The sequence below is a fragment of the Pseudomonas sp. BF-R-19 genome (assembly GCF_019956445.1).
GTDB classification, from domain to species: Bacteria; Pseudomonadota; Gammaproteobacteria; order Pseudomonadales; family Pseudomonadaceae; genus Aquipseudomonas; species Aquipseudomonas fluorescens_BH.
This window is the reverse complement of the sequence record NZ_JAHBDN010000103.1, coordinates 1-21,632: the sequence shown is the minus strand read 5'-3', so window position 1 is coordinate 21,632 and position 21,632 is coordinate 1. Positions and strand designations below refer to the sequence as shown.

The window sequence follows — 21,632 nt, the reverse complement described above, 5'->3', positions numbered from 1 at the left end:
CATGGACATCAACCTCAGCGACTTCCATTTCCTGCGCCCCCTGTGGCTGTTGCTCGCGCTGTTCGGCGCATTGCTGCCGTTGCTGTGGCGGCGCAACCAGGACCTGCAACGGCGCTTGCGCAGCAACATCGCCGCGCACCTGCTGCCGCATCTGCTGATCACCCCGCAGGACCGGCAGCGCCTGCGTCCGGTGCATCTGGTGTGCGCGCTGCTGGTACTGGGCGCCATCGCCGCCGCCGGGCCAACCTGGGAGCAGGATCGGCCGGACTTTCTGGAAAACCGTGCGCCGCTGATCATCGCCGTCGACCTGTCGCCCTCCATGGACGCCAACGATGTTCCCCCCAGTCGCCTGGAAGCGGTCAAGCACAAACTCCACGACTTGATCCAGCGCCGCGCCGGTTCACGCAACGCCTTGATTGCCTACGCCGGCAGCGCGCATCTGGTGTTGCCCGCCACCGACGACCCGGCGCTGCTCGATACGTTCGTTCAGGCCCTGAGCACCGACCTGATCAACAAACCGGGGAAAAATGTCGGCGCGGTCATCGATCAGGCCAAGCGCCTGCTCGCCGCCGAGAAAACACCCGGCACCCTGCTGCTGATCACCGATGGCGCCGACACCTCGGCACTGGCCGGGTTGGACAAGCAACTGGCGGACAGTGCGCTGCAAGTGCTGATACTGGCGGCTGGCAGCAGCGACGGCGGGATCATCCGCGATGCCAGCGGCCAGCCACGCACCGACAGCAACGGTCGCCCGCAAATGGGCAGCTTCGATCAGGACGCCCTCAAGCAGCTTGCCTCGACGATGGATGCCCCGCTGGGCAGCCTGACCCTAAACGATGACGATCTGGACTGGATCGAACTGCACGCCGAGCAGCACTTCCAGTCAGCCAGTGACGAACAGCGCGAACTGCACTGGAAGGACGCCGGTTACTGGCTGTGTTGGCCGCTGTTGCTGATCGCCTTCTTCAGCGTGCGCAGGGGCTGGAGCCTGAACTGGATGGCCGGATTACTACTGGCGGTAGGCCTGGGCCTGCAACCGGCGCCGGCACAAGCCAACGCGCTGACCGATGCCTTTTTCACCCGCGACCAGCAAGGTCGCTGGGCCTTCGAACACGAGCACTACCCTCAGGCGGCGGCGCTGTTTGTCGATCCGTACTGGAAAGGCGTGGCCGCCTACAACGCGGCCGATTTCGACCTGGCACTGGCCAGCTTCGCGCGGCTCGACACACCGCAGGCGTATTTCTACCTGGGCAACATCTACGTGCGCCGCTTCAAGTTCGATCAGGCCATCGCGTCCTATACCCAGGCGCTGAAGTTGCAACCGCAGTTCCCGGAAGCCACGGCCAACCTGGCCCTGGCCATTGCCTTGCAAAAAGACACCGAAAGCGCCGAGAAAAACACGCCAGAGGTCAAACCCGACGAAATCAAGATGGACAAGGCACCGGGTAAAGGCCAAAGCAAAAAGGTCGAGACCCGGCAAGCGGCCTCGGATGAGCAATGGTTGCAGAACCTCACCACATCGCCGGCGAAATTTCTCAAGCAGAAATTCAGTCTGCAGGATCAGGCGGGGGCTAAACCATGATCAGCCTGAAACTCCGAGTCGCGGCCTTCGCGAGCAAGCCCGCTCCCACATTTGATCCAGGCTCACCACAAATCCCCTGTGGGAGCGGGCTTGCTCGCGAAAGGGCCCGACCACTCACTACAAAATTCGGCGCCCTGCTCATTGGCCTGATCAGCCTCAACACATTCGCCGCCGACCCTCAGCTGAAAGTCCAGGCCTCCCTGCAACCCGCCACCCCCGTCATGGTCGGCAGCCTGGTCGAGTTGCAACTCGATGTCTTCACCGACACCTGGTTCACCAGCGCCCCCACCCTGCCCGGCCTGAAACTGCCCGGAGCATTGGTGATGCCACCGGACGGCCATGCCCAGCACATCAACCAGACCTTCGACGGCCAATCCTTCAGCGGCATGCGCTACAGCTACCTGATCACCCCGAACCTGGCCCAGGGCTTCGACATTCCGGCACTGACGGTACAAGCCACACCGGGTCAGGCCAGCCACGCACTCAGCGCCCAAAGCCAGCCTTTGCATTTCAACGCCGCGCAACCACCGGGGTTCCAGCCCGGTGAGGCGGTGCTGGTGGCTCAAGGACTGCGGTTTACCCAGAAGACCATCCATTCAGCCACGCCGCTGAAGGTCGGTGACAGCATCACCCGGGAACTGACCTTGCAGGCCGACGGTGCCCTGGCCATGGCACTGCCGACGCCAACGCTGGACGACATCAAGGGCCTGAGCCGCTACCCGAAAGCGCCGCAAATCCGCAATCTGGATGACGGTCGCGGCAACTTCAATGGCGGCCAGCGCATCGACAGCGTGACTTACCGAATCGACCAGGAAGGCCACTACAGCCTGCCATCCGTCGAACTGAAATGGTGGGATGCCAGCAGCCAGCAAACCCGCACGGCCACGGTGCCTGCCGTGACCTTCGACGCGGCGGCCAACAGCGCCTACAAGCCGGTGTTTTCCATCACCGAAGACCTGAAAAAACTCGGCCAGCAGAATCGCCTGCACCTTTCCGGGCACTGGTTCGGACTATTGGCACTGGTGGTGGCGGTGGTGGCACTCGGCTGGTTCAGTCGCCCGCTCGTACGCCGCACACACCTCAAGTGGCAAGCCCGACGCCGCGCCCGACACGCCGCCTGGCTCGACTCCGCCGACTACGCGTGGCGGCAGATCCCGGCACAAATCGAAGGCAAACCGGTGCAACTCAGCGCCCTGTACCTGTGGACCCGACGCAGCCGCCACGGCCTGAAACTGACCGGCCTCGGCCCGCGCCTGCAAACGTTCCTGCGGGCCTGCTATGGCCGCGAACCGGACAAAGAGCAGGCGCTGCGCCAATTCAGGGAATCCTTGTCTACGCTGCATAGTCAGGCCGGACGCAACAGAGAATCAGTCGTCTCTGCTCTTCATCCGCTCAACCCCGTTCACGAGAAGGACTTCCCATGACGAATCCGATATCTCTACGCCATCATCGTGCATTGAGTTTCCTGCTGACCCTGGCCTTGAGCCTGCCGCTGCTGGTGCAGGCCGCCGAGCCGCTGCCCTCGTGGAACGACGGGCCGTCGAAAAAGCAGATCATCGAATTCGTGCAGACGGTCACCGATCAAAACAGCAAGGACTTCGTCAAGCCCGAAGACCGCATTGCCGTGTTCGACAACGACGGCACCTTGTGGAGCGAGCAGCCGATGTACTTCGAGTTGCTGTTCGCCCTGGAAGAAGTCAAGCGCACCGCGCCGCAGCACCCGGAATGGAAAACCACCCAGCCCTTCCAGGCAGTGCTGGAAAACGATCACAAGGCCCTGGCTGCCAGCGGCCTTGAGGGCATGATGAAAATTTTCGGTGCAACCCACACCGGGATGACCACCGAAGCCTTCGATGACTACGCCAAGACCTGGCTGACCCAGGCCCGCCATCCGAAAACCGGCAAGCCGTACACCGAAATGATCTTTCAGCCGATGCTGGAAATGCTCGACTACCTGCGTGGCAAGGACTTCAAGACCTACATCGTCTCCGGCGGCGACACCGGGTTCATGCGCGCCTTCGCCGAGAAGGTCTATGGCGTTCCACCCGAGCAGGTTATCGGCACGACCTTCGTTACCACCTTTGATTACAAGGATGGCAAGGCGTCGATTCTGCGCACGCCGAAACTGGCCCACAACGACGATGGCCCGGGCAAACCGGTCAGCATCGACGCGGTGATCGGGCGCCGGCCAATCCTCGCCTTCGGCAACTCCGACGGCGACCTGCAAATGCTCCAGTGGACTGCCGCCGGACCTGGAAAACGCTTCATGGGCCTGGTGCATCACACCGACGCCAAACGCGAATGGGCATACGACCGGCAGTCGCAGATCGGTCGTCTGGACAAAGCCCTGGACGAAGCAAACAAACGTGGCTGGACGGTCGTCGACATGGCGTCCGAATGGCGTCGGATCTACCCGTTCGATGCCGCCACACCCGGGCAAGTGCAATAAAAAAAGACGTAATGCAGGACCGCAATAAACGTTTGTCGCAGTACGCGACGCAAGTGAGCATAAGGAGCCAGTCAGATGACTCGCATACGTAAGTGGATACCGAAACTCGCCTTTGTGGCAGCGTCGGTCATGGCGATTTCGGCAACTGCCGGGGCCGCCGAAAAACCCAACATTCTCGTGATCTTCGGCGACGATATCGGCCAGACCAACATCAGCGCCTATTCCATGGGCGTGGTCGGCTACAAGACTCCGAACATCGACCGCATCGCCAAAGAAGGCATGATGTTCACCGACTACTATGCGGAGAACAGTTGCACCGCCGGCCGATCGACATTCATCACCGGACAGTCGGCGCTACGTACCGGGCTGTCGAAAGTCGGGATGCCGGGTGCCCCGGTCGGCCTCCAAAAACGCGACATCACCATCGCCCAGGCCCTCAAGTCCCAAGGCTATGCGACCGGTCAGTTCGGCAAGAACCACCTGGGCGACAAGGATGAATACCTGCCGACCAACCACGGTTTCGACGAATTCTTCGGCAACCTGTATCACCTCAACGCCGAAGAAGAACCCGAGCGTCCGTACTGGCCCAAGGACGACCCCGCATTCGTCAAGGCCTACTCGCCGCGCGGCGTGATCCACAGCTTTGCCGATGGCAAGATCGAAGACACCGGCCCGCTGAACACCAAGCGCATGGAAACCATCGACGACGAAACCACCGCCGCGGCGCAAGCGTTCATCGAGAAGCAGGCCAAGGCGGACAAGCCGTTCTTCGTCTGGATGAACACCACCCGCATGCACTTGTTCACCCACGTGCGCGAGTCGATGAAGGGCCAGAGCGGCATGCCCGGCAACGATTACGCCGACGGCATGATCGAGCACGACGGCGACGTCGGCAAACTGCTGAAAACCCTCGATGACCTGAAAATCACCGACAACACCATCGTCGTCTACACCACCGACAACGGCCCGAACCAGTTCTCCTGGCCGGACGCGGCAACCACGCCGTTCCGTAACGAGAAGAACTCCAACTGGGAAGGCGCCTACCGGGTACCGGCGATTGTGCGTTGGCCGGGCAAGATCAAGCCGGGCGAAGTGTCCAACGAGATGTTCTCGGGCATGGACTGGTTCCCGACCTTGCTGGCCGCCGCTGGCGATGCCGACGTGAAAACCAAGCTGCTCAAGGGTTGGGCACCGACTTCCGGCGGCACCAACTTCAAGGTGCATCTGGACGGTTACAACCAGTTGCCCTACCTGACCGGCCAGGCGCCCAAGGGTGAGCGCAAGGAGTTTTACTACTTCAACGATGACGGCGTGCTGGTGTCGATGCGTTTCGACAACTGGAAAGCCGTGTTCTGCGAACAGCGCGCACCCGGCGGCTTCAAGGTCTGGAGCGAACCCTTCGTATGCTTGCGCGTACCGAAGATCTTCAACCTGCGCATGGACCCGTATGAACGTGCCGACGTGGTGTCCGATCAGTATTACGACTGGCAAACCAAGAACGTCTACCTGGCGGCTGTAGCCGTCGAAAAATCGGCGACGTTCCTGCAGACCTTCATCGAGTATCCACCTAGCCAGAGACCGGCCAGCTTCAGCATCGACCAGATCCGTGCTGCGGTAGACGCCAAAATCGCTGAAAAAATGAAAGCTGCACAGTAAGACCGCTGGACCGCCGCTCGCCTTCATTGGCGAGCGGACTTATTTTCGATCTGGGACCGCATCGACTTCATTCGCGAGCAGGCTCGCTCCCACAGGGGCTGCATTGCAAATGTGGGAGCGAGCCTGCTCGCGAAGGGCCGGTGCGGTCACAGGCTATTTCGAATTGGAACAAGGCAATCCGCAATGACCTCACGTGTCGCCAGCAAGTCGTCGGCCATACCTGCCCCTCAAGTCGCCTCCCCGGCGCTGTTGATCCCCGCCCTGTTGCTGTTTGTCTCCGGCGCCGCCGCGCTGGTGTACCAGGTGCTGTGGATCAAGCAGCTGTCGCTGGTGGTGGGCGTCGAGGTCTATGCCATCACCACCGGGATCAGCGCTTTTTTTGCCGGGCTGGCCCTGGGCGGCTTGCTGTTCGGCCGCTGGGCGGACCGGATGCAGCAACCGGTTGTGCTCTACGCCGGGCTGGAAGTGCTGGTGGCGGTGCTCGGTGTCGGCGCGACCTTCGCCATGAGCCTGGCGGCCAGCCCCTTTGCCTGGCTGGAAGAACACGTGGGTTTGCTGGCCTGGGTGCTGCCATTCGCGCTGGTGGGCATTCCCGCGCTGTTGATGGGCGGCACCCTGCCGGTGCTGGTTCGCTCCCTGGCCACTGACCCGCAACACCTGGGCAAGGCCGGCGGGCAGCTGTACGCGGCGAACACCGCCGGGGCCATTGCCGGCACCCTGCTCGCTGCGTTCTTGCTGATTGCCACCCTCGGCGTGCGCGGCAGCGCGCTGGCCGCCGCCATGCTGAACCTGCTGGCCGCCGCAGGGGCCTTGTGGTTCCAGCGCCAGCGCGTGGCCCCCGTCGATGCCCCGGTGAAACATCACAGTGAAAAAGCCCCCGACCGCCTGGCCCTGTGGCTGTATTCCATTGCCGGTGGCGTGGCCCTGGGCTACGAAGTGGTGTGGTCGCAATCGATCGTGCAATTCATGAGCACCCGCACCTACGCCTTTGCCGTGGTGCTGGCGACTTACCTCACCGGGTTGTTCCTGGGCAGCATCCTGCTGGCCCGTCGGGTCGATCGCCTGCGTGATCCCTGGGGGGTGTTCGGTTTGCTGATCGCCGCAGCCGGTGCCATTGCCCTGCTGGAAGTGGCGTTGCTCGGACGCTGGCTGGTGCTTGCACAAACCCTGGCCGAATCCTGGGTTTTGACATTGGGCGGCAGTGAACTGGCGGGCATTAGCACACGCTTTGCCGTGGTCGCCTTGAGCATCGTGTTTGTACCGACCCTGTTGCTGGGGGCTGCGTTCCCGTTGGCCCTGCGCTTGAGCGTCGGCGGCGAGCAGGTGGGGCGCAACGTCGGCGAAGTCGTCGCGTTCAATACCCTTGGCGGCATCATCGGCGTAATGCTCTGCGGTTTTGTCCTGATCCCGATGCTGGGTCTGGTGCGGACTCTGGGTCTGCTGGCGATGATCGCCGCCGGTATCGCATACCTCGCCGTGCGCAAAGGCCATGGGGTGAAGAAAGGTCGACGTCAGGCAGTGGTTGCCATCGGCCTGGTGTCCCTGGCACTCGCCGTGTTCACACCGGTCAACAAACTCGCCAGCCTGCTGCCGGGTGCGCGCAATGGCACGCTGACGTTCTACGAAGAAGGCCGTGGCGGCACCGTCGCCGTGGTCACCCAGGGTAAGGGCGAAAGAGCGTTCCAGCGTTTGTACATCCAGGGCGTGTCCAATACCGGCGATGCCATGCCGTCCCTGCGCTACATGCGGATCCAGGCGCTGCTGCCCCTGTTGATCCACAACGGTGAGCCGCGCTCGGCCCTGGTGATCGGTTTCGGTACCGGCATCACCGCGGGCGCCCTGACCCGCTACCCCGGCCTGGAACATCGCGTGGTCGCCGAACTGCTGCCTTCGGTGGTCAAGGCAGCTCCCTTGTTCAAGGGCAATTTCAATGCCGCGGCCGATCCGGGGGTCGATGTGCGCTTGCGTGACGGTCGCCAGGAACTGCTGCGCAATCCGCAGCGCTACGACCTGATCACCCTCGAGCCGCCGCCGCCCTCCGCTGCCGGCGTGGTCAACCTGTATTCCCGGGACTTCTACCTACTGGCCGCCAGCCGTTTGCACAAACAAGGCCTGGTCGCCCAATGGCTGCCGCTGCCGACGCAGAACATCGACGACTCGCGCTCGCTTGTGCGCAGCTTCCTCGATGTGTTCCCGTACGCAACCCTGTGGACCAGCGAATTCCACGAGATGCTGTTGGTGGGTTCGATGGAGCCGATTGAACTGGATGCGGCGAAGATCAACGCACGCTTCCAGCAGGACAGCGTGCGCAGCACCCTGCAGGATGTCGGCGTCGGTTCAGCCGCGGCGCTGCTCGCCACCTGGGTGACTGACCGTGCGGGGCTGGAACGCTTCGCTGGCGATGCGCAACCGGTGACGGACGATCAGCCCAGGATCGAATATGCGCCCTGGGTTAGGTCGAAAGAGATCAGCCGCGTGTTGCCGGCCCTGCTCGACTTGCACCAGCCGCCAGCCGTGTCGAACGCCGACGCCGGGTTCATCGAGCGCATGAACACCCAGCAACAACGCCTGATGCAGTTCTATCGGGCGAGCCTGCATGCCTACGACGGAAACCGTGACGCTTGGGCCAGGGATATGCGCGAGGTGATGCGCGGGGATTCCGGGAATCCGTATTACCGGTGGTTTGTCGGGGAGTGATGTGGCGCCTTGGCGGCCGCCTTCGCGAGCAAGCCCGCTCCCACAGGGATACCGGATGCACCAGAGATCCAATGTGGGAGCGGGCTTGCTCGCGAAGGGGCCATCAGCCTCAAGACAATGTCATTTGACAGACGTCGACCATCCGACAAAGCTGCATCAAGCTTCATCGCGCGCCGCAAGGCAAACGCACCTGGACCATGGAAGTCGCAATGCCGAACCATAAAAATAAAGCTGCACCCCCAAACCCTGATTCGCAACCGACCCTGATCAACCGTTATCTGTTCCCTGTCACCATCGGCATCCTGCTCTTGGCCGTGGCAGGCATCGGCTGGTTTTTGCTGGGCAGTACACCGACACCACCCAAGCCAGTCCCTGTCAGCGCCCCTGCCGTGCAACCGGCCAAACCGCAACCGGTCGCTGTCACGCCGGCGAAAATGGTCGATGAGCAACAATGCCAGGGCTGCCACGGTGAACAGGTCAAGGACTGGCAAGGCTCCCATCACCAATTGGCGATGCAGCAAGCCAACGCGGACACCCTGCTCGGCGACTTCAACAACGTCACCTTCAAGGCCGAAAAAGAGACCACGGTGTTCTCGCGCAAAGGCGACGAATTCTGGGTCAACACGCCGGGAATCGATGGCAAGAATGCCGATTTCAAGGTGGCCTACACCTTTGGCATCGCACCGCTGCAGCAATACCTGATCGAAGTCGGCGAAGGCCGGCTACAGGCCCTCGCCGTGGCCTGGGATACCGAGAAGCACCGCTGGTTTCACCTCTATCCGGGCCAGGGCGTGACTTTCAAGAACCCGCTGCACTGGAGCAAACCGAGCCAGAACGCCAACTTCATGTGCGTCGAGTGCCACACCACCGGTTACAAGCGCAATTTCGATGCGGCGAAAAACACCTTCGACAGTCACTGGAACAGCCTCGGTGTCGGCTGTCAGGCCTGCCATGGCCCGGCGTCCAATCACCTGGAATGGACGGCGAAGAAAACCGACTTGATCCATGCCGGGTTTGCCGTCGATCTCAAGTACAAGAACGCCAGTGTCGAGATCGAAACCTGCGCCCGCTGCCACTCCCGCCGTGCGCCGCTGGACGATGGCTACACGGTCGGCAAGCGCCTGATGGACGACTACCTGCCGAGCGTCCTGACCCGCGAGTTGTACTCGCTGGACGGCAAGATCAAGGACGAAGTGTTCGAACACGGCTCCTTTGCCCAGAGCAAAATGTCCGAAAAGGGTGTGCGCTGCAGCAACTGCCACAACCCGCACAGCACTCAGCTAAAGGCGCCAGGCAATGGCGTGTGCCTGCAATGTCACAACACCGCCGGCAAAACCACTGTGGAAGGCGTCGACGGCAAGGGCCTGCAAGCGAAAAACTACGATTCCGTCGAACACACTCGCCACACCATGGGCCAGCCGGGTTCGCAGTGCGTGGATTGCCACATGCCCGGCAAGTTCTACATGGGCAACGACTTTCGGCATGACCACAGCTTCAGCATCCCCAACCCCGAGCGGGCAAAAAAACTGGGGACGCCCGACGCCTGCCTGACCTGCCACCAGGGCAAGGCCGGCGACAAGGTCACCGAGCAGTTCAAGCTGTGGAACACCGCCAACGCCAGCGCGGTGCAAGCCCCGCGCTACGACGAGAGCCTGTGGCTGATTCGCAACGGTCAGGCCGGCGCCGCCCAGGCATTGTTCGAGCAACTGCAACGCAGCAATCTGCCGGCGATTCAACGGGCGACGCTGCTGGCGGAACTGCCGGCGTACCCGAGCGAACAGGCGTTAAAACTGGCCACCAAGGACCTCGGCAACCCGGCGCCGCAAGTCCGCGAGAGCGCGGTGCGCGCGGTCAGCGCCTTCCTGCCGCCAGCGGAGCGCGCGCCATTACTGACGCCGTTGCTGAGCGACCCGGTACGGGCCGTGCGCATTGCCGTCGCCCGGGACCTGCTCAGCGTGGCACGCAGTGGCTTGGGCAACGCTCAGGACAGCTGGAATGCCGCCATCGCCGAATACGAGGCGGTGCAAAAGAGTCTGGCCGAGCGTGCCGAGGCCAACCTGAACCTGGCCATGCTCTATCAGGCTGATGGCCGCAGTGCAGAAGTCGAAGCTTTGCTGCGTACCGCCCTGCAGCGCGATCCGGACTTCTACCCGGCGCTGGTGACCCTGGTGCAATGGCTGGAGGCCAACGGTCGCCGTCAGGAAGCCCATGCCCTGCTGGCGCAAAGCCTTAAGGACCACCCCGACTCAGGCCTGCTGCAACACACCCAGGGCCTGGCGCTGATTCGTGCGGGCCAGGCCGCCCAAGCCATGCCGTACCTGCGCAAGGCCGCGCAACTGGAGCCACAGAGCGGACAGTTCGGCTATGTGCTGGCGGTGGCCCTGCATGACAGCGGCAAGATTGACCAGGCGTGCGCAGAGCTGGAACGGCTGTTGAAAGAACAACCAGCCAACCGCAATGCCCGCTTGTCGTTGATCCAGTACTACCTGGACAACGGCCAGGAGCCCAAGGCGCAAGTGCTGTTGCAGGGCTGGAAGAAAATGAACATGGGGGATCCGGCGTTGAAGTGACGGGAGATTCTTGTAGGAGCGAGCTTGCTCGCGATGGCGTTACAGACGACGCGATTATCCAGAAAAATCGCGTTTTCGTTGACGTCCATCGCGAGCAAGCTCGCTCCTACAGGGACCGAATTCAGCGGCGCCTGAACAACGGCCGCGGCTCAATCACCGAACGCCCGTACAACACGCTCATCCCCGCCAATCCCTTCAATGCGTCTTCTGCGGATTTGTCTTCACGCACGGCAAAGCTGTCGAAACCGCATTGGCGCATGTGGCTGAGTTGATCGCGCAAGACATCGCCGATGGCGCGCAACTCGCCGGCCCAGCCCAATCGCGTGCGCAGCAGATAGGCCTGGCTGTACCCGCGGCCATCGCGAAAGCTCGGAAAATCCAGGGCGATCAAGGGCAGTTGGGCAAACCATGGCTGAAGGCTTTCCACTTCATCGTCCGGCCCCAGCCACACGCCGCTTGGCGACGGGTTTTCCAGCCAACGGCTCAGCGGCAGAATCGCGGCACCCACGGGCAGCGGTGCTTGTGGGTCGCGTACGAGCTTCCACGGATCATCCGCGACAATCCGCGCCATGCCCTCTTCCAGCCGCAACAGATTGTTCATGCCGACACCTCCAGCACCTTCGCATATACCGCCTCCTTGAACGGCTCTAGCCCGATCCGTTGGAAGACGTCGACGAACAGTTCTTCGCTCTCGCGATATCGCACGAAGGTGTCGACGATGCGCTCGATCACCTCGGGCACTTCGGCGGCGCTGAAGGACGGGCCAATGACCTTGCCCAACGCGCTGTGCTTGCCCTGGGCGCCGCCGAGGGTGATCTGGTACCACTCGGCGCCGTTCTTATCGACCCCCAGAATGCCGATGTTGCCGATATGATGGTGACCGCAGGCATTCATGCAGCCGGAGATATTGAGGCTGATGTCGCCCAGGTCGTGCAGGTAGTCGAGGTCTTCGAAGCGTGCGGCAATAGCCTTGGCGATGGGGATCGACTTGGCGTTGGCCAGCGCGCAGAAGTCGCCACCGGGGCAGGCGATGATGTCGGTGAGCAATCCGGCGTTGGCGCTGCCCAGATTGTGTCCGCAGGCCAGGCGCCACAGGGTGAACAGATCGGCCTTGGACACATCAGGAAGGACGATATTCTGCTCATGGGCAATGCGGATTTCACCGAAGCCGAAGCGTTCGGACCACTCGGCCACCGCCTCCATCTGTCCGGTAGTGACATCGCCCGGTGGCGCAGCGCTGCCGGGCTTGGTCGACAACACCACGCTGGCATAGCCCGATTTTTTGTGCGGCTTTACGTTACGCTGCACCCAACGAGCGAACGCCGGGTTTTCGGCCAGGTGCGTGCCGAAACCGAGATCGGTGTCGGACAGATCACGATATGGCGGTGCGACGAACGCACTGGCCACACGCTCGAACTCGTCGAGGGTCAGTTGCGCCGGGCCGTCCTTGAGGTACTGCCACTCTTCCTCCACTTCCCTGGCGAAGGCCTCGATGCCCAAGGCTTTGACCAGAATCTTGATTCGCGCCTTGTACTTGTTGTCCCGTCGGCCATGGCGGTTATACACCCGCAGCACCGCCTCTACGTAAGACAGCAGGTGCTGCCACGGCAAGCCTTCGCGGATCTGCAAGCCGAGGATCGGCGTGCGCCCCAGGCCGCCGCCCACCATGACTCGCAGGAGCATGTGTCCTTCGCAACCTGGGTAAAGATAAAGGCCGATGTCATGCATCATGATCGCCGCGCGGTCTTGCTCGGCCGAGCAGATGGCGATCTTGAACTTGCGCGGCAGGAACAGGAATTCCGGGTTGATGGTCGACCACTGCCGCAGAATTTCCGCCAACGGTCGCGGGTCAATCATTTCGTCGGCCGCAACCCCGGCAAAGGCTTCGGTGGTGATGTTGCGCACGCAGTTGCCGGAGGTCTGGATCGCATGCATCTCCACCCCGGCCAGGCGTTCGAGGATGTCCGGCACCTGAGCCAGTTCGATCCAGTTGAACTGCATATTCTGCCGGGTGGTGAAATGGCCGTAGCCGCGATCGTAATCCCGGGCGATGCTCGCCAACGTACGCATCTGCCGGGCACTCAGCGTGCCGTAGGGAATCGCCACCCGCAGCATGTAGGCGTGCTTTTGCATGTACAGGCCGTTCTGCAGGCGCAACGGCAGGAACTCTTCTTCGTTCAGCTCACCGGCCATGAAGCGCTCGACCTGATCGCGAAACTGCGCAACCCGTTCGAGCACCAGTGCCCGATCGTAATCATCGTATTGATACATAGCTACCTCATCAGGATTGCGGGGTATCGGGCTCTGTGGCTCGTTCATAAGAGGGACTATGCGCCAGCGGTGCAGCGTGTTACAGATTCACCTGAATCGTTAAAAACCGTATCAGAGCGCGCAAGATCGCCGCAGCAGCGCAACTTATCTGATCCGCACAAATGAAATATTCCTGAGCCTGTTTTGTTTTCGCCACGGTTTTTACAGTGCACGTCATTGCAACCGTGGAAGCATCGATCATGAGCACAACAACTATCGGACAGGCCTATAACTACAAGGTCGTCCGCCAATTCATCGTGGCGACCGTGATCTGGGGCGTCGTGGGGATGGCGATGGGCGTGTGGATCGCCTCGCAACTGGTGTGGCCGCAGATGAACCTGGACCTGCCGTGGACCACCTTCGGCCGCTTGCGCCCGCTGCACACCAGCCTGGTGATTTTCGGTTTCGCCGGCAGCGCGCAATTCGCCGCCAGCTATTACGCGGTGCAGCGTACCTGCCAGGTGCGGCTGTTCTCGGACACACTCGCCGCCTTCACGTTCTGGGGCTGGCAGTCGGTGATTGTGGTGATGCTGATCACCCTGCCGCTGGGCTACACCACCACCAAGGAATACGCCGAAATCGAATTCACCGGCGCGGTGTGGATGACCGTGGTCTGGATTGCTTACGCCGTGGTGTTCTTCACTACCGTAGTGCAACGCAAGACCAGACACATCTACGTCGGCAACTGGTTCTTCGGTGCATTCATCGTGGTCATCGCCATGCTGCACGTGGTCAATCACCTGTCGATTCCAGTCGACTGGTTCAAGTCCTATCCGGTGTATTCCGGGGCCACCGACGCCATGGTGCAATGGTGGTACGGGCACAACGCCGTGGGCTTTTTCCTGACCACCGGTTTCCTGGGGATGATGTATTACTTCGTGCCGAAACAGGCGGGCCGGCCGGTGTATTCCTATCGCCTGTCAATCGTGCACTTCTGGGCGCTGATCACCCTGTACATCTGGGCCGGCCCGCACCACTTGCACTACACCGCGCTGCCGGACTGGGCGCAGTCGCTGGGCATGGCCATGTCGCTGATCCTGCTGGCGCCGAGTTGGGGCGGGATGATCAACGGTATGATGACCCTGTCCGGTGCCTGGCATAAGTTGCGCACCGACCCGATCCTGCGTTTCCTGGTGCTGTCCCTGGCCTTCTACGGCATGTCGACCTTCGAAGGGCCGATGATGGCGATCAAGACCGTCAACGCCCTCTCCCACTATACCGACTGGACCATCGGCCACGTGCACGCCGGGGCGCTGGGCTGGGTGGCGATGATTACCTTCGGTGCGACCTATCACATGGTGCCGAAGGTATTCGGACGCGATCAGATGCACAGCACGCCGCTGATCAACCTGCACTTTTGGCTGGCGACCATCGGCACCGTGCTGTACATCGCCTCGATGTGGGTCAACGGCATCACCCAGGGCCTGATGTGGCGCGCGATCAACGATGACGGCACGCTGACCTACTCCTTCGTCGAAGCCTTGCAGGCCAGCCATCCGGGATTCGTCGTGCGCTTTGCCGGCGGGGTGTTCTTCCTCAGCGGCATGCTGCTGATGGCCTACAACGTGTGGCGCACGGTGCGGGTAACGGACGTGGCGATGGCCGAACGCGAGGCGCGGTTAGCCTGATGATTGAAGTCATATTGAACATTCTGGGTGTGGCATTTTTGTGGTTCGCCATCGAGTATTGTCTGCGCCACCAGACCGCCGAGAGCCTGGATGATGCGAGCCTGATCCCGTTTGCGGATGACCCGGAAGTGGCGCGGCGGGTGGAATTGGCGACCGGAAAAACCGTTAGAACACTGCCGCCGGAAGAGGCGAAACCGGATTGGGGAACCCTGGATATTTGATGTAGCACCGATTACTGCGGGAGCAAGCTCGCTCCCACAGGGTTGTATGTCGAGATTTCAGGTACGCTCCCGGGGTATCAGGCTTTGCAGTTGTTGCGCCAGGAAGTTTGCATCGAACTCAAAAGTGTCCGGGTCTTTCAAGCCATTGGTCTTGCGCCACTGCCAGCTAGTGGATGGCGGCAGGCACACCAGTGACACGCTGCCATAACGTGCTGCTGTAAAGCCCATCACCGCCACGGAAATCTGCCCGCCGACACCCATCACCTCCGGCACGAATTCCACCGGTTTGCCAGCGATCAGGATGCTCAGCTTTTCGGTCTTGAATGGAGAGGCCTCCACCGGAACACTCGGCCCCGACGCGACATACACTTCGCGGTTCACTTCGAGCAGGTCGGGTGCCTTGACCGGTTCCAGCCACTGCTGGATCTGATCGAACAGCGCACCAATGCGCTTCGCCCACTCGGCCGATTGCGACTCGAACACTTGCTTTTTGTGCGCTTCGCTTTCAGCGTAGTGGCGAAGCATTTCGCCCAGTTGCTGTACATCGTCCATTGCAGTGTTCCTTTGGTTGCAGCAGTGCTACGGACATTGAGCATGGCAGATGCGTGCAGCCGGTGGGCAATTAACAGCCAGGAGGTACGCCAGAGGTTCACCCTGGGTGATTGACTCAACCGGCCTTGGGCGTGCGGCGCAGGCGCGCCATGCTCAAGGTGTCCACCAGTACGCCGTCGCGCACGGCGTAGTCACGGAACAGGCCCTCGGTTTCGAAGCCGAACTTGCGGTACAGGGCAATGGCCGCTTCGTTGTCGGCATATACCGAAAGCTCGATGCGCTGCAGATTCATCCAGTTATCGGCAATATCCAATGCCGTTGCGAGCAACTTCGACCCTACGCCCTTGCCCTGCCACGCCACTGCAACGCCCATGCCGAAACTGCCGGCATGGCTGCGACGAATGCGTGAGAACTGCTCCAGGCCAATGTTGCCGACGACCGTACCTTGATGCAGGGCCACCACTTTCACCAAGTGTTCGTTATCCAGCGCCAGGCGACTGCGCCAGAGTTCGGTGGACTGAAACGGCATTTGCAGGGTTTGACGGGCGATTGCCGGATCGTTGTACAGCGCCGTAATGCCTTCGATATGGGATTCGTTGAAGCGTTCGAGGGTGATGACGGATTCGGTGGTTGGCATGGGTGAATCATCCTTGAAGCAGACATGGCCGTTCACTCTATAACGCTACCTTCGGGTGTGGCGAGAACCACATTTTGATCGCGCTCAGCTTTCGAACCACTCCCGGCGCTCGCTGAAGGTGCTTTCGATCAATTCGACGATCATCCGCACTTGCGCGTCGTCCCCGGAATGGGCGTTGACCGCCATCCACACCTGACGCCGCATCGGCTGGTCAAACAAGCCCGGCAAGGCAATCAGCCCGCGGTCGAAGTGGCTCATGTAGTGCGGCAGCAGGCCGATGCAGGCGCTACATCGGATCATCTCCAGCATCAGCCCCCAGGATTGCAGTTGCACCGCCCCCGCCAGGCGTTGATCCACCAGTGCACTCCAAGGCCGGAAGCTTTCAACCTGACAGTCCTGTCGCCATTGCACCAGGAGAAAATCGGCCAGTTCATCCAGGCTTTCCGGCCTGGAAGCGACCCGCGAATAGCGCTTGGCAATGTGCGGCAGGTATTCCAGTTGCACCAGACGCCGGGCTTCGGTGGTGGCAAAGCTTGGCCCCGGCAACGGCGACTCGGTTTCACCCAGCCACACCACCACGTCGGCGCTGACTGCCTGCAAGGCCAATTCGCTGTCGAGCGTGATGATGTCCAGGCGCACGCTGGCGTTGCGCCGCAGCAGTGCAACCAGGTCACGTCCGAGAATGTCATGCAGGATCGAATCCGCTACGGCCAGGCGAATCAACGGCTGCTCGATCACTGGCAAATTGCGCTCATGGGCCAGGGCGATCAATTGTGCGTGCAAGCGCAAGCCATCGCGGCTGAGGCTGAAACCATTGTCGGAAGGGTTGAACAGTGAACACTGGAGCTGCGTTTCCAGCAGCACCAGTTGCCTGCGCAGGCGGGTGGCCTTGATGTTGAGACTGCGTGCGGCCTGCATGAAACAACCGCAACGGGCGCTGACGGTGAAACACAGCGCCAGTTCGGGGTCGATTGCCGCCGCCAACTGGCGCCAGGACGCGTTTTTATCGATGGCTACACGATACTCGGCAGCACCCTGTTGGGCGCAGATTTCCATGACTGACATCGAAGACTCCCTGTCGACCTGACACTGACAGTTGCATCCTGCAGAACGTTCATGAACCTGCTGTGACAATGAATCAGGCGCTGGGTGTCTGCCGAAAGCTCACCGCCAGGCGATTCCAGCTGTTGATGGTGGTGACGGCGATGGTCAGGTCGACCATTTCGCTTTCACTGAACTGCTCCCGGGTTTGCGCGTAGACATCGTCCGGCACGTGGCTTTCGGAGATCAAGGTGACCGCCTCGGTCCAGGCCAGCGCGGCTCTTTCCCGCGGATTGAAAAAGTTGCTGTCGCGCCAGACCACAATGGAATACAAGCGCCGGTCGCTTTCGCCCAGGCGCCGTGCATCCACCGAGTGCATGTCGGTGCAAAAGGCACAGCCATTGAGCTGCGATGCGCGAATCTTGATCAGGTGCAGCAGGCCCTGCTCGATGCTCAGGCTGCTGGTCAGGGCCTCCATGGCGATCATGGCTTTCATCGCCTTGGGGGACGCGCTGTAGTAATCCAGACGGGGGTTCATGGAGCGATCTCGTGCAGCCGTGAGGTGATCTTCACGGTAGTCGCTGGCGCGGGGGCATGACAGATCCAATCAGGCGAATTCCCCGGGGACCACCGCCACCAGACCAATGGACGGTTTTTCCACTGCACAACTTCTGTACCACAAGCGGATAAGCGTAATCTTGCGCGACGCACACGCGCCTCAACAGCCCCGGAGCCTCGCCGGTATGGAACTACATGTTGTCATCAACGGCCGCAAGGACCTGGCCGGCCAGCTGTACAACCAACTGCGCAGCGCCATCGAGTCCGGGCGCCTGACCGCCGGGACGCAACTGCCGCCCAGCCGTTTGCTGGCCGAACAATTGGGTATTTCGCGCAAGACCATTTCCGATACCTACGCCCAGCTGACCTACGAAAACTTCCTCACCGGGGTGGTCGGCAAAGGCACTTACGTCAACGCGCGCGCGTCGAAGGTGCAGCGTAAACGGAGCCACACCGAGCTGGGCGGCTTCGAGGTGATCGAGTCCTGGCGCAACCTGCCGGTGTTTCTGCGTCACCCGACCCTGGAAGGCTCGCTGCGCTACGACTTCATTGGTGGCGCCACCAGCAAGGGCCAGTTTCCCCAGGATGACTGGCGGCGCTGCACCTCTCATGCGCTGCGCCAGATGGCCGGTTCCAAGGGCCTCTACAGCCTGCCCGAAGGCTTGCCCGCCTTGCGCAACGCCATTGCGCAACACATCGCGTTCTCCCGCGGGGTCAATTGTCAGGACGAGGATGTGGTGGTGTGCAACGGCGCGCAACAGGCGCTGGACCTGATCGCCCGGGTGCTGATCAGTCCGGGCAGCCTGGTCGCCATGGAGGACCCCGGCTACCCGCCGGCGCGCCTGCTGTTCGGCACCCATGGCGCCACGGTGATAGGCGTGCCGGTGGACGCCGAAGGCATAGTGGTGGACCGGATTCCTCGCGGCACGCGCCTGATCTACGTCACCCCGTCGCACCAGTTCCCGCTGGGCATGCCGATGAGCCAGGCGCGCCGGGAAGCACTGCTGGCCAAGGCCCATGAACTGGGTGCGATCATCATCGAGGACGACTACGACAGCGAATTCCGCTATGAAGGCCGCCCCACCGATTCCCTGCAAAGCATGGATGAACGGGGGATCGTCGCTTACGTCGGAACGTTCTCCAAAACCCTGTTGCCGGAACTGCGGCTCGGCTATGCGATCCTGCCGCCGGCGATCCTCGAGGCCGTGGTGCGCGCCAAACAGCTCACCGACCTGCACACCTCGACCCTGCCGCAATGGGCGCTGGCCAAGTTCATCGCCGAAGGCTGCCTGCTCAAGCACATCCGGCGCTGCCATACGATCTATGCCGGGCGCCGCGAGCGGATCCTGACGCGCATGGCCGGCGACCTCTCGCCCTGGCTGGAGGCGGTGCCGTCCACCGCCGGATTCCACATGGTGGTGATGTGCAAAGCGCCGATGGATATTGCATTGGTGATCGAACTGGCGAAAAAAGTCGAAGTCGGGCTCTATGCCATCGACAGCTTTTTTTATCAGGAAACGCCCAGGGCCGGGCTTTTCTTCGGTTTTGGCGCCATCGAAACCCTCGACATCGACATTGCGCTGGACCGTTTGCGCGACATCCTGCAGCAGGTGGCCTGACGGATTGGCCTGCGACTTTATCCGGCGATTGGCTATTGGCGGTCCCGGGGGCCGGGCCTATCCTGCATAGGCGTTATCCCTCAATGAGCAGGATTCGTCCGGCCTGATTCAGGAGTGTGAGCAATGTCCCATGAAGTGATCAATACCGTACAGGTACAGGCCGCCGCCGGCCGCTCGGATGAACTGGGTAAGCAACTGCAAAAGATTGTCGAAACCCTGCGTGAACTACCGGGCTGCGAATCCTATATGGTCGACCGCTGCCCAGAGGACACCAATCGCTGGACCGTCAGCGCCCACTGGCAATCGGAAGCGGCCATGCGATCACATTTCAACTGTCCGCAGGTCCAGGGTTTTATCAGTCTGATTGATAGCCAGCTGGCCAATGCCGTGGACTTCAACAGTTTTCCGATCGTTTAACCGATACCTGTGGCGAGGGAGCTTGCTCCCTCGCCACAATTTTTTCCCCGTTGGCCTGGAATCTTCTGTAATTGGTCCCCTAGCCTTCCAGAATATTGGCTGTTTAACCTCTACTGCTTGCGGACTACTGTTGTTTTCGACAACTCACCCACCGCAGGTAAAGAACCATGAACATGTTGCGCTTCTGTGCTGCCCCCCTTGCCGCCCTGGCCCTGATGGTGTCCGCATCGGCCTTTGCCCATGAGCCTTCGGAAAAGGTCACCGTTTTGCAGGACGAAATGCTGAAAAACGTGCCTGGCAAGAAAGCGCTGATGATCGAAGTCGATTACCAACCCGGCCAGTCGTCCATCGCCCACAAACACGATGGCACCACCATGGCCTATGTCATTTCCGGAGAAATCACCTCCCAGGTGAAGGGCCAGCCAGCGAAAACCTACAAGGCTGGTGAGTTCTGGTATGAGCCGGCGGGTTCGGAACACTTGGTGTCGAAAAACGCCAGCGCAACCCAGCCGGCCAGGTTGCTGGCATTCATGGTTTTGGCCACGGACGAGAAAGTGTTGATCCCACTGGAACACTGATGGCTGAACGTACAGCTATAAATAAAAAGGCTCGAATCGCGGATTCGGGCCTTTTTATTTCCTCACGCAATTAACCGAGGACGTTTAAACCAAACAAAACTATTGGTCGCCTGACAAGTGTGGATATTGGCCATTTAAATAAATCAACCTGGGTTTAGTCTTGAGTTACCGCCGGTACAACACCGGCAACTTTAACTTTCGACTGAAGTTGTTTCACTGGAGAAACACCATGAAACTTGCGCTTGCCAGTACGTTGACCATGGCTGTTGTTTTAACCGGTTGCTCGATCCCCACCGCACCGACGGCGGTCTCTTCACTGAACGGCATCTTCACCGAACCGGTGGGCCGCAGCGGTGCCACCCGCATTACCAACGGTAGCCATGTTTCGTTGGGCGTTATCTACAGCCAATCCACTCAGACCAATCGCGCCTACCTTCGGGACTATCAAGCCAACGCCGGCACCGGTTTCGGCCAGAGCCTGCTGGTGCAGCCGATTCATGACGCCTACGTTGCCACCTCCAGGCCAGACATGGCCGTAGATTGGGTCAAGGCCTCCCTGCAGCGGCAATTCGGCTCGGTCACGGTGTACCCGGACATGCAAAGCCTCAGAGCGGCGAGGCCGGATGTGATGGCGGTGATCGACACCCGCAGCCAACTGATGACGTCGCGCAGTTCAGACATCCAGGCGGATGTGAGTGCGGATTTTTACGACAAGAACTTCAACTACATCGGTACTGCACAAGGGCATGATGCCAAAGCACTTAGTCCGGTATGGGCCGACTATAAACGCAGTGAAGAGATAGTTGCGGACATTAACGAACAACAGAATGTACAAGTCAGGGCACTGCAAAAGTTTGACCAATCACTCAGCAATTTACTGACCAGCCCGACAAATAATGTGTCGATGAACACTGAAAGAACATCAGTCTTCAAATAATTAGTTGGTACTGATAACCCCAGCGCGGGCAATCAGTCACCACAAAAACCTCCGAATCGGCATAGGGGACGGCCTTCATAGGCCGTACCCCTGCCACACCACCCGGCATGCGGGTCCGCACCGGGCGGTTCGAGAGATTGAGGTTATGAGAGTCGCACCAGACCCAGCCTGTCGAACCAC

General features: G+C 61.0%; 19 protein-coding genes. 12 read left to right on the top strand and 7 right to left on the bottom strand.

The genetic code is table 11. The features are described 5' to 3' along the window. The first annotated feature begins 1 nt into the window (after position 1). The 6 genes from KGB28_RS27840 (at position 2) to KGB28_RS27815 (ending at position 10,954) form a co-directional block, all read left to right on the top strand. Positions 2–1,582 (top strand): VWA domain-containing protein, encoded by a 1,581-nt coding sequence (locus KGB28_RS27840; RefSeq protein ID WP_223448738.1) that lies wholly within the window; start codon positions 2–4, stop codon positions 1,580–1,582. Next, positions 1,579–3,006, top strand: a complete 1,428-nt coding sequence (locus KGB28_RS27835; RefSeq protein WP_223448737.1) for a hypothetical protein — start codon at positions 1,579–1,581, stop codon at positions 3,004–3,006. The genes KGB28_RS27840 and KGB28_RS27835 overlap by 4 nt, the downstream gene beginning before the upstream one ends. Beyond that, positions 3,003–4,031: an HAD family hydrolase gene (locus KGB28_RS27830; RefSeq protein ID WP_223448736.1), complete on the top strand. Its 1,029-nt coding sequence runs from the start codon at positions 3,003–3,005 to the stop codon at positions 4,029–4,031. Before KGB28_RS27835 ends, KGB28_RS27830 begins: the two co-directional genes overlap by 4 nt. Before the next feature lie 75 nt (positions 4,032–4,106). Next, positions 4,107–5,687, top strand: a complete 1,581-nt coding sequence (locus KGB28_RS27825) for an arylsulfatase (protein ID WP_223448735.1) — start codon at positions 4,107–4,109, stop codon at positions 5,685–5,687. A 183-nt stretch (positions 5,688–5,870) separates the two neighbouring features. Next, positions 5,871–8,384, top strand: coding sequence for a fused MFS/spermidine synthase (locus KGB28_RS27820; protein WP_223448734.1), 2,514 nt, complete (start codon positions 5,871–5,873; stop codon positions 8,382–8,384). Between the two features lie 209 nt (positions 8,385–8,593). Continuing rightward, positions 8,594–10,954 carry a tetratricopeptide repeat protein gene (locus tag KGB28_RS27815; RefSeq protein WP_223448733.1) on the top strand — a complete coding sequence of 787 codons (2,361 nt, stop codon included), beginning with the start codon at positions 8,594–8,596 and terminating at the stop codon, positions 10,952–10,954. Positions 10,955–11,075: 121 nt separating this feature from the next. On the opposite strand, the gene KGB28_RS27810 is transcribed toward KGB28_RS27815, so the two are convergent. Together KGB28_RS27810 and KGB28_RS27805 are read right to left on the bottom strand one after the other, a co-directional pair. Continuing rightward, the gene (locus tag KGB28_RS27810; protein WP_223448732.1) at positions 11,076–11,555 is read right to left on the bottom strand and encodes a DUF934 domain-containing protein; all 480 of its coding nucleotides are present in this window, start codon (positions 11,553–11,555) and stop codon (positions 11,076–11,078) included. Next, a complete protein-coding gene (locus KGB28_RS27805) occupies positions 11,552–13,225 on the bottom strand; it encodes a nitrite/sulfite reductase (RefSeq protein WP_223448731.1) in 1,674 nt (557 codons plus the stop codon). The genes KGB28_RS27810 and KGB28_RS27805 overlap by 4 nt, the downstream gene beginning before the upstream one ends. Positions 13,226–13,464: 239 nt before the next feature. On the opposite strand from KGB28_RS27805, the gene ccoN reads away from it, so the two are divergent. Then, the gene (ccoN, locus tag KGB28_RS27800) at positions 13,465–14,892 is read left to right on the top strand and encodes a cytochrome-c oxidase, cbb3-type subunit I (protein ID WP_223448730.1); all 1,428 of its coding nucleotides are present in this window, start codon (positions 13,465–13,467) and stop codon (positions 14,890–14,892) included. Next, a complete protein-coding gene (locus KGB28_RS27795) occupies positions 14,892–15,113 on the top strand; it encodes a cbb3-type cytochrome c oxidase subunit 3 (RefSeq protein ID WP_223448729.1) in 222 nt (73 codons plus the stop codon). Before ccoN ends, KGB28_RS27795 begins: the two co-directional genes overlap by 1 nt. A 57-nt stretch (positions 15,114–15,170) precedes the next feature. Here KGB28_RS27795 and KGB28_RS27790 read toward each other — a convergent pair whose 3' ends face one another. The 4 genes from KGB28_RS27790 to KGB28_RS27775 form a co-directional block, all read right to left on the bottom strand. Continuing rightward, entirely contained in the window at positions 15,171–15,665 is a 495-nt protein-coding gene (locus tag KGB28_RS27790) for a hypothetical protein (RefSeq protein ID WP_223448728.1), read from the bottom strand. 115 nt (positions 15,666–15,780) lie between these two features. Then, positions 15,781–16,302: a GNAT family N-acetyltransferase gene (locus KGB28_RS27785; RefSeq protein WP_223448727.1), complete on the bottom strand. Its 522-nt coding sequence runs from the start codon at positions 16,300–16,302 to the stop codon at positions 15,781–15,783. A gap of 84 nt (positions 16,303–16,386) precedes the next feature. Beyond that, positions 16,387–17,367, bottom strand: a complete 981-nt coding sequence (locus KGB28_RS27780) for a LysR family transcriptional regulator (protein WP_223448726.1) — start codon at positions 17,365–17,367, stop codon at positions 16,387–16,389. A gap of 73 nt (positions 17,368–17,440) precedes the next feature. Further along, positions 17,441–17,881 (bottom strand): carboxymuconolactone decarboxylase family protein, encoded by a 441-nt coding sequence (locus KGB28_RS27775; protein ID WP_150724044.1) that lies wholly within the window; start codon positions 17,879–17,881, stop codon positions 17,441–17,443. A gap of 205 nt (positions 17,882–18,086) precedes the next feature. Here KGB28_RS27775 and KGB28_RS27770 point away from each other — a divergent pair, with 205 nt between their 5' ends. The 4 genes from KGB28_RS27770 to KGB28_RS27755 all read left to right on the top strand — a co-directional run bounded on the left by KGB28_RS27770 (position 18,087) and on the right by KGB28_RS27755 (position 21,452). Next, positions 18,087–19,520 carry a PLP-dependent aminotransferase family protein gene (locus KGB28_RS27770; RefSeq protein ID WP_223448725.1) on the top strand — a complete coding sequence of 478 codons (1,434 nt, stop codon included), beginning with the start codon at positions 18,087–18,089 and terminating at the stop codon, positions 19,518–19,520. 123 nt (positions 19,521–19,643) lie between these two features. Beyond that, positions 19,644–19,937 (top strand): putative quinol monooxygenase, encoded by a 294-nt coding sequence (locus tag KGB28_RS27765; RefSeq protein WP_108215849.1) that lies wholly within the window; start codon positions 19,644–19,646, stop codon positions 19,935–19,937. A gap of 167 nt (positions 19,938–20,104) precedes the next feature. After that, the gene (locus KGB28_RS27760) at positions 20,105–20,515 is read left to right on the top strand and encodes a cupin domain-containing protein (protein WP_223448724.1); all 411 of its coding nucleotides are present in this window, start codon (positions 20,105–20,107) and stop codon (positions 20,513–20,515) included. A gap of 229 nt (positions 20,516–20,744) precedes the next feature. After that, positions 20,745–21,452, top strand: coding sequence for an ATPase (locus tag KGB28_RS27755; RefSeq protein WP_223448723.1), 708 nt, complete (start codon positions 20,745–20,747; stop codon positions 21,450–21,452). Here the strand turns inward: KGB28_RS27755 and KGB28_RS27750 are convergent. Further along, positions 21,445–21,632: hypothetical protein (locus KGB28_RS27750; RefSeq protein WP_223448722.1), on the bottom strand; the 188-nt coding region annotated here is incomplete at its 5' end. The two genes, KGB28_RS27755 and KGB28_RS27750, sit on opposite strands and share 8 nt — an antisense overlap.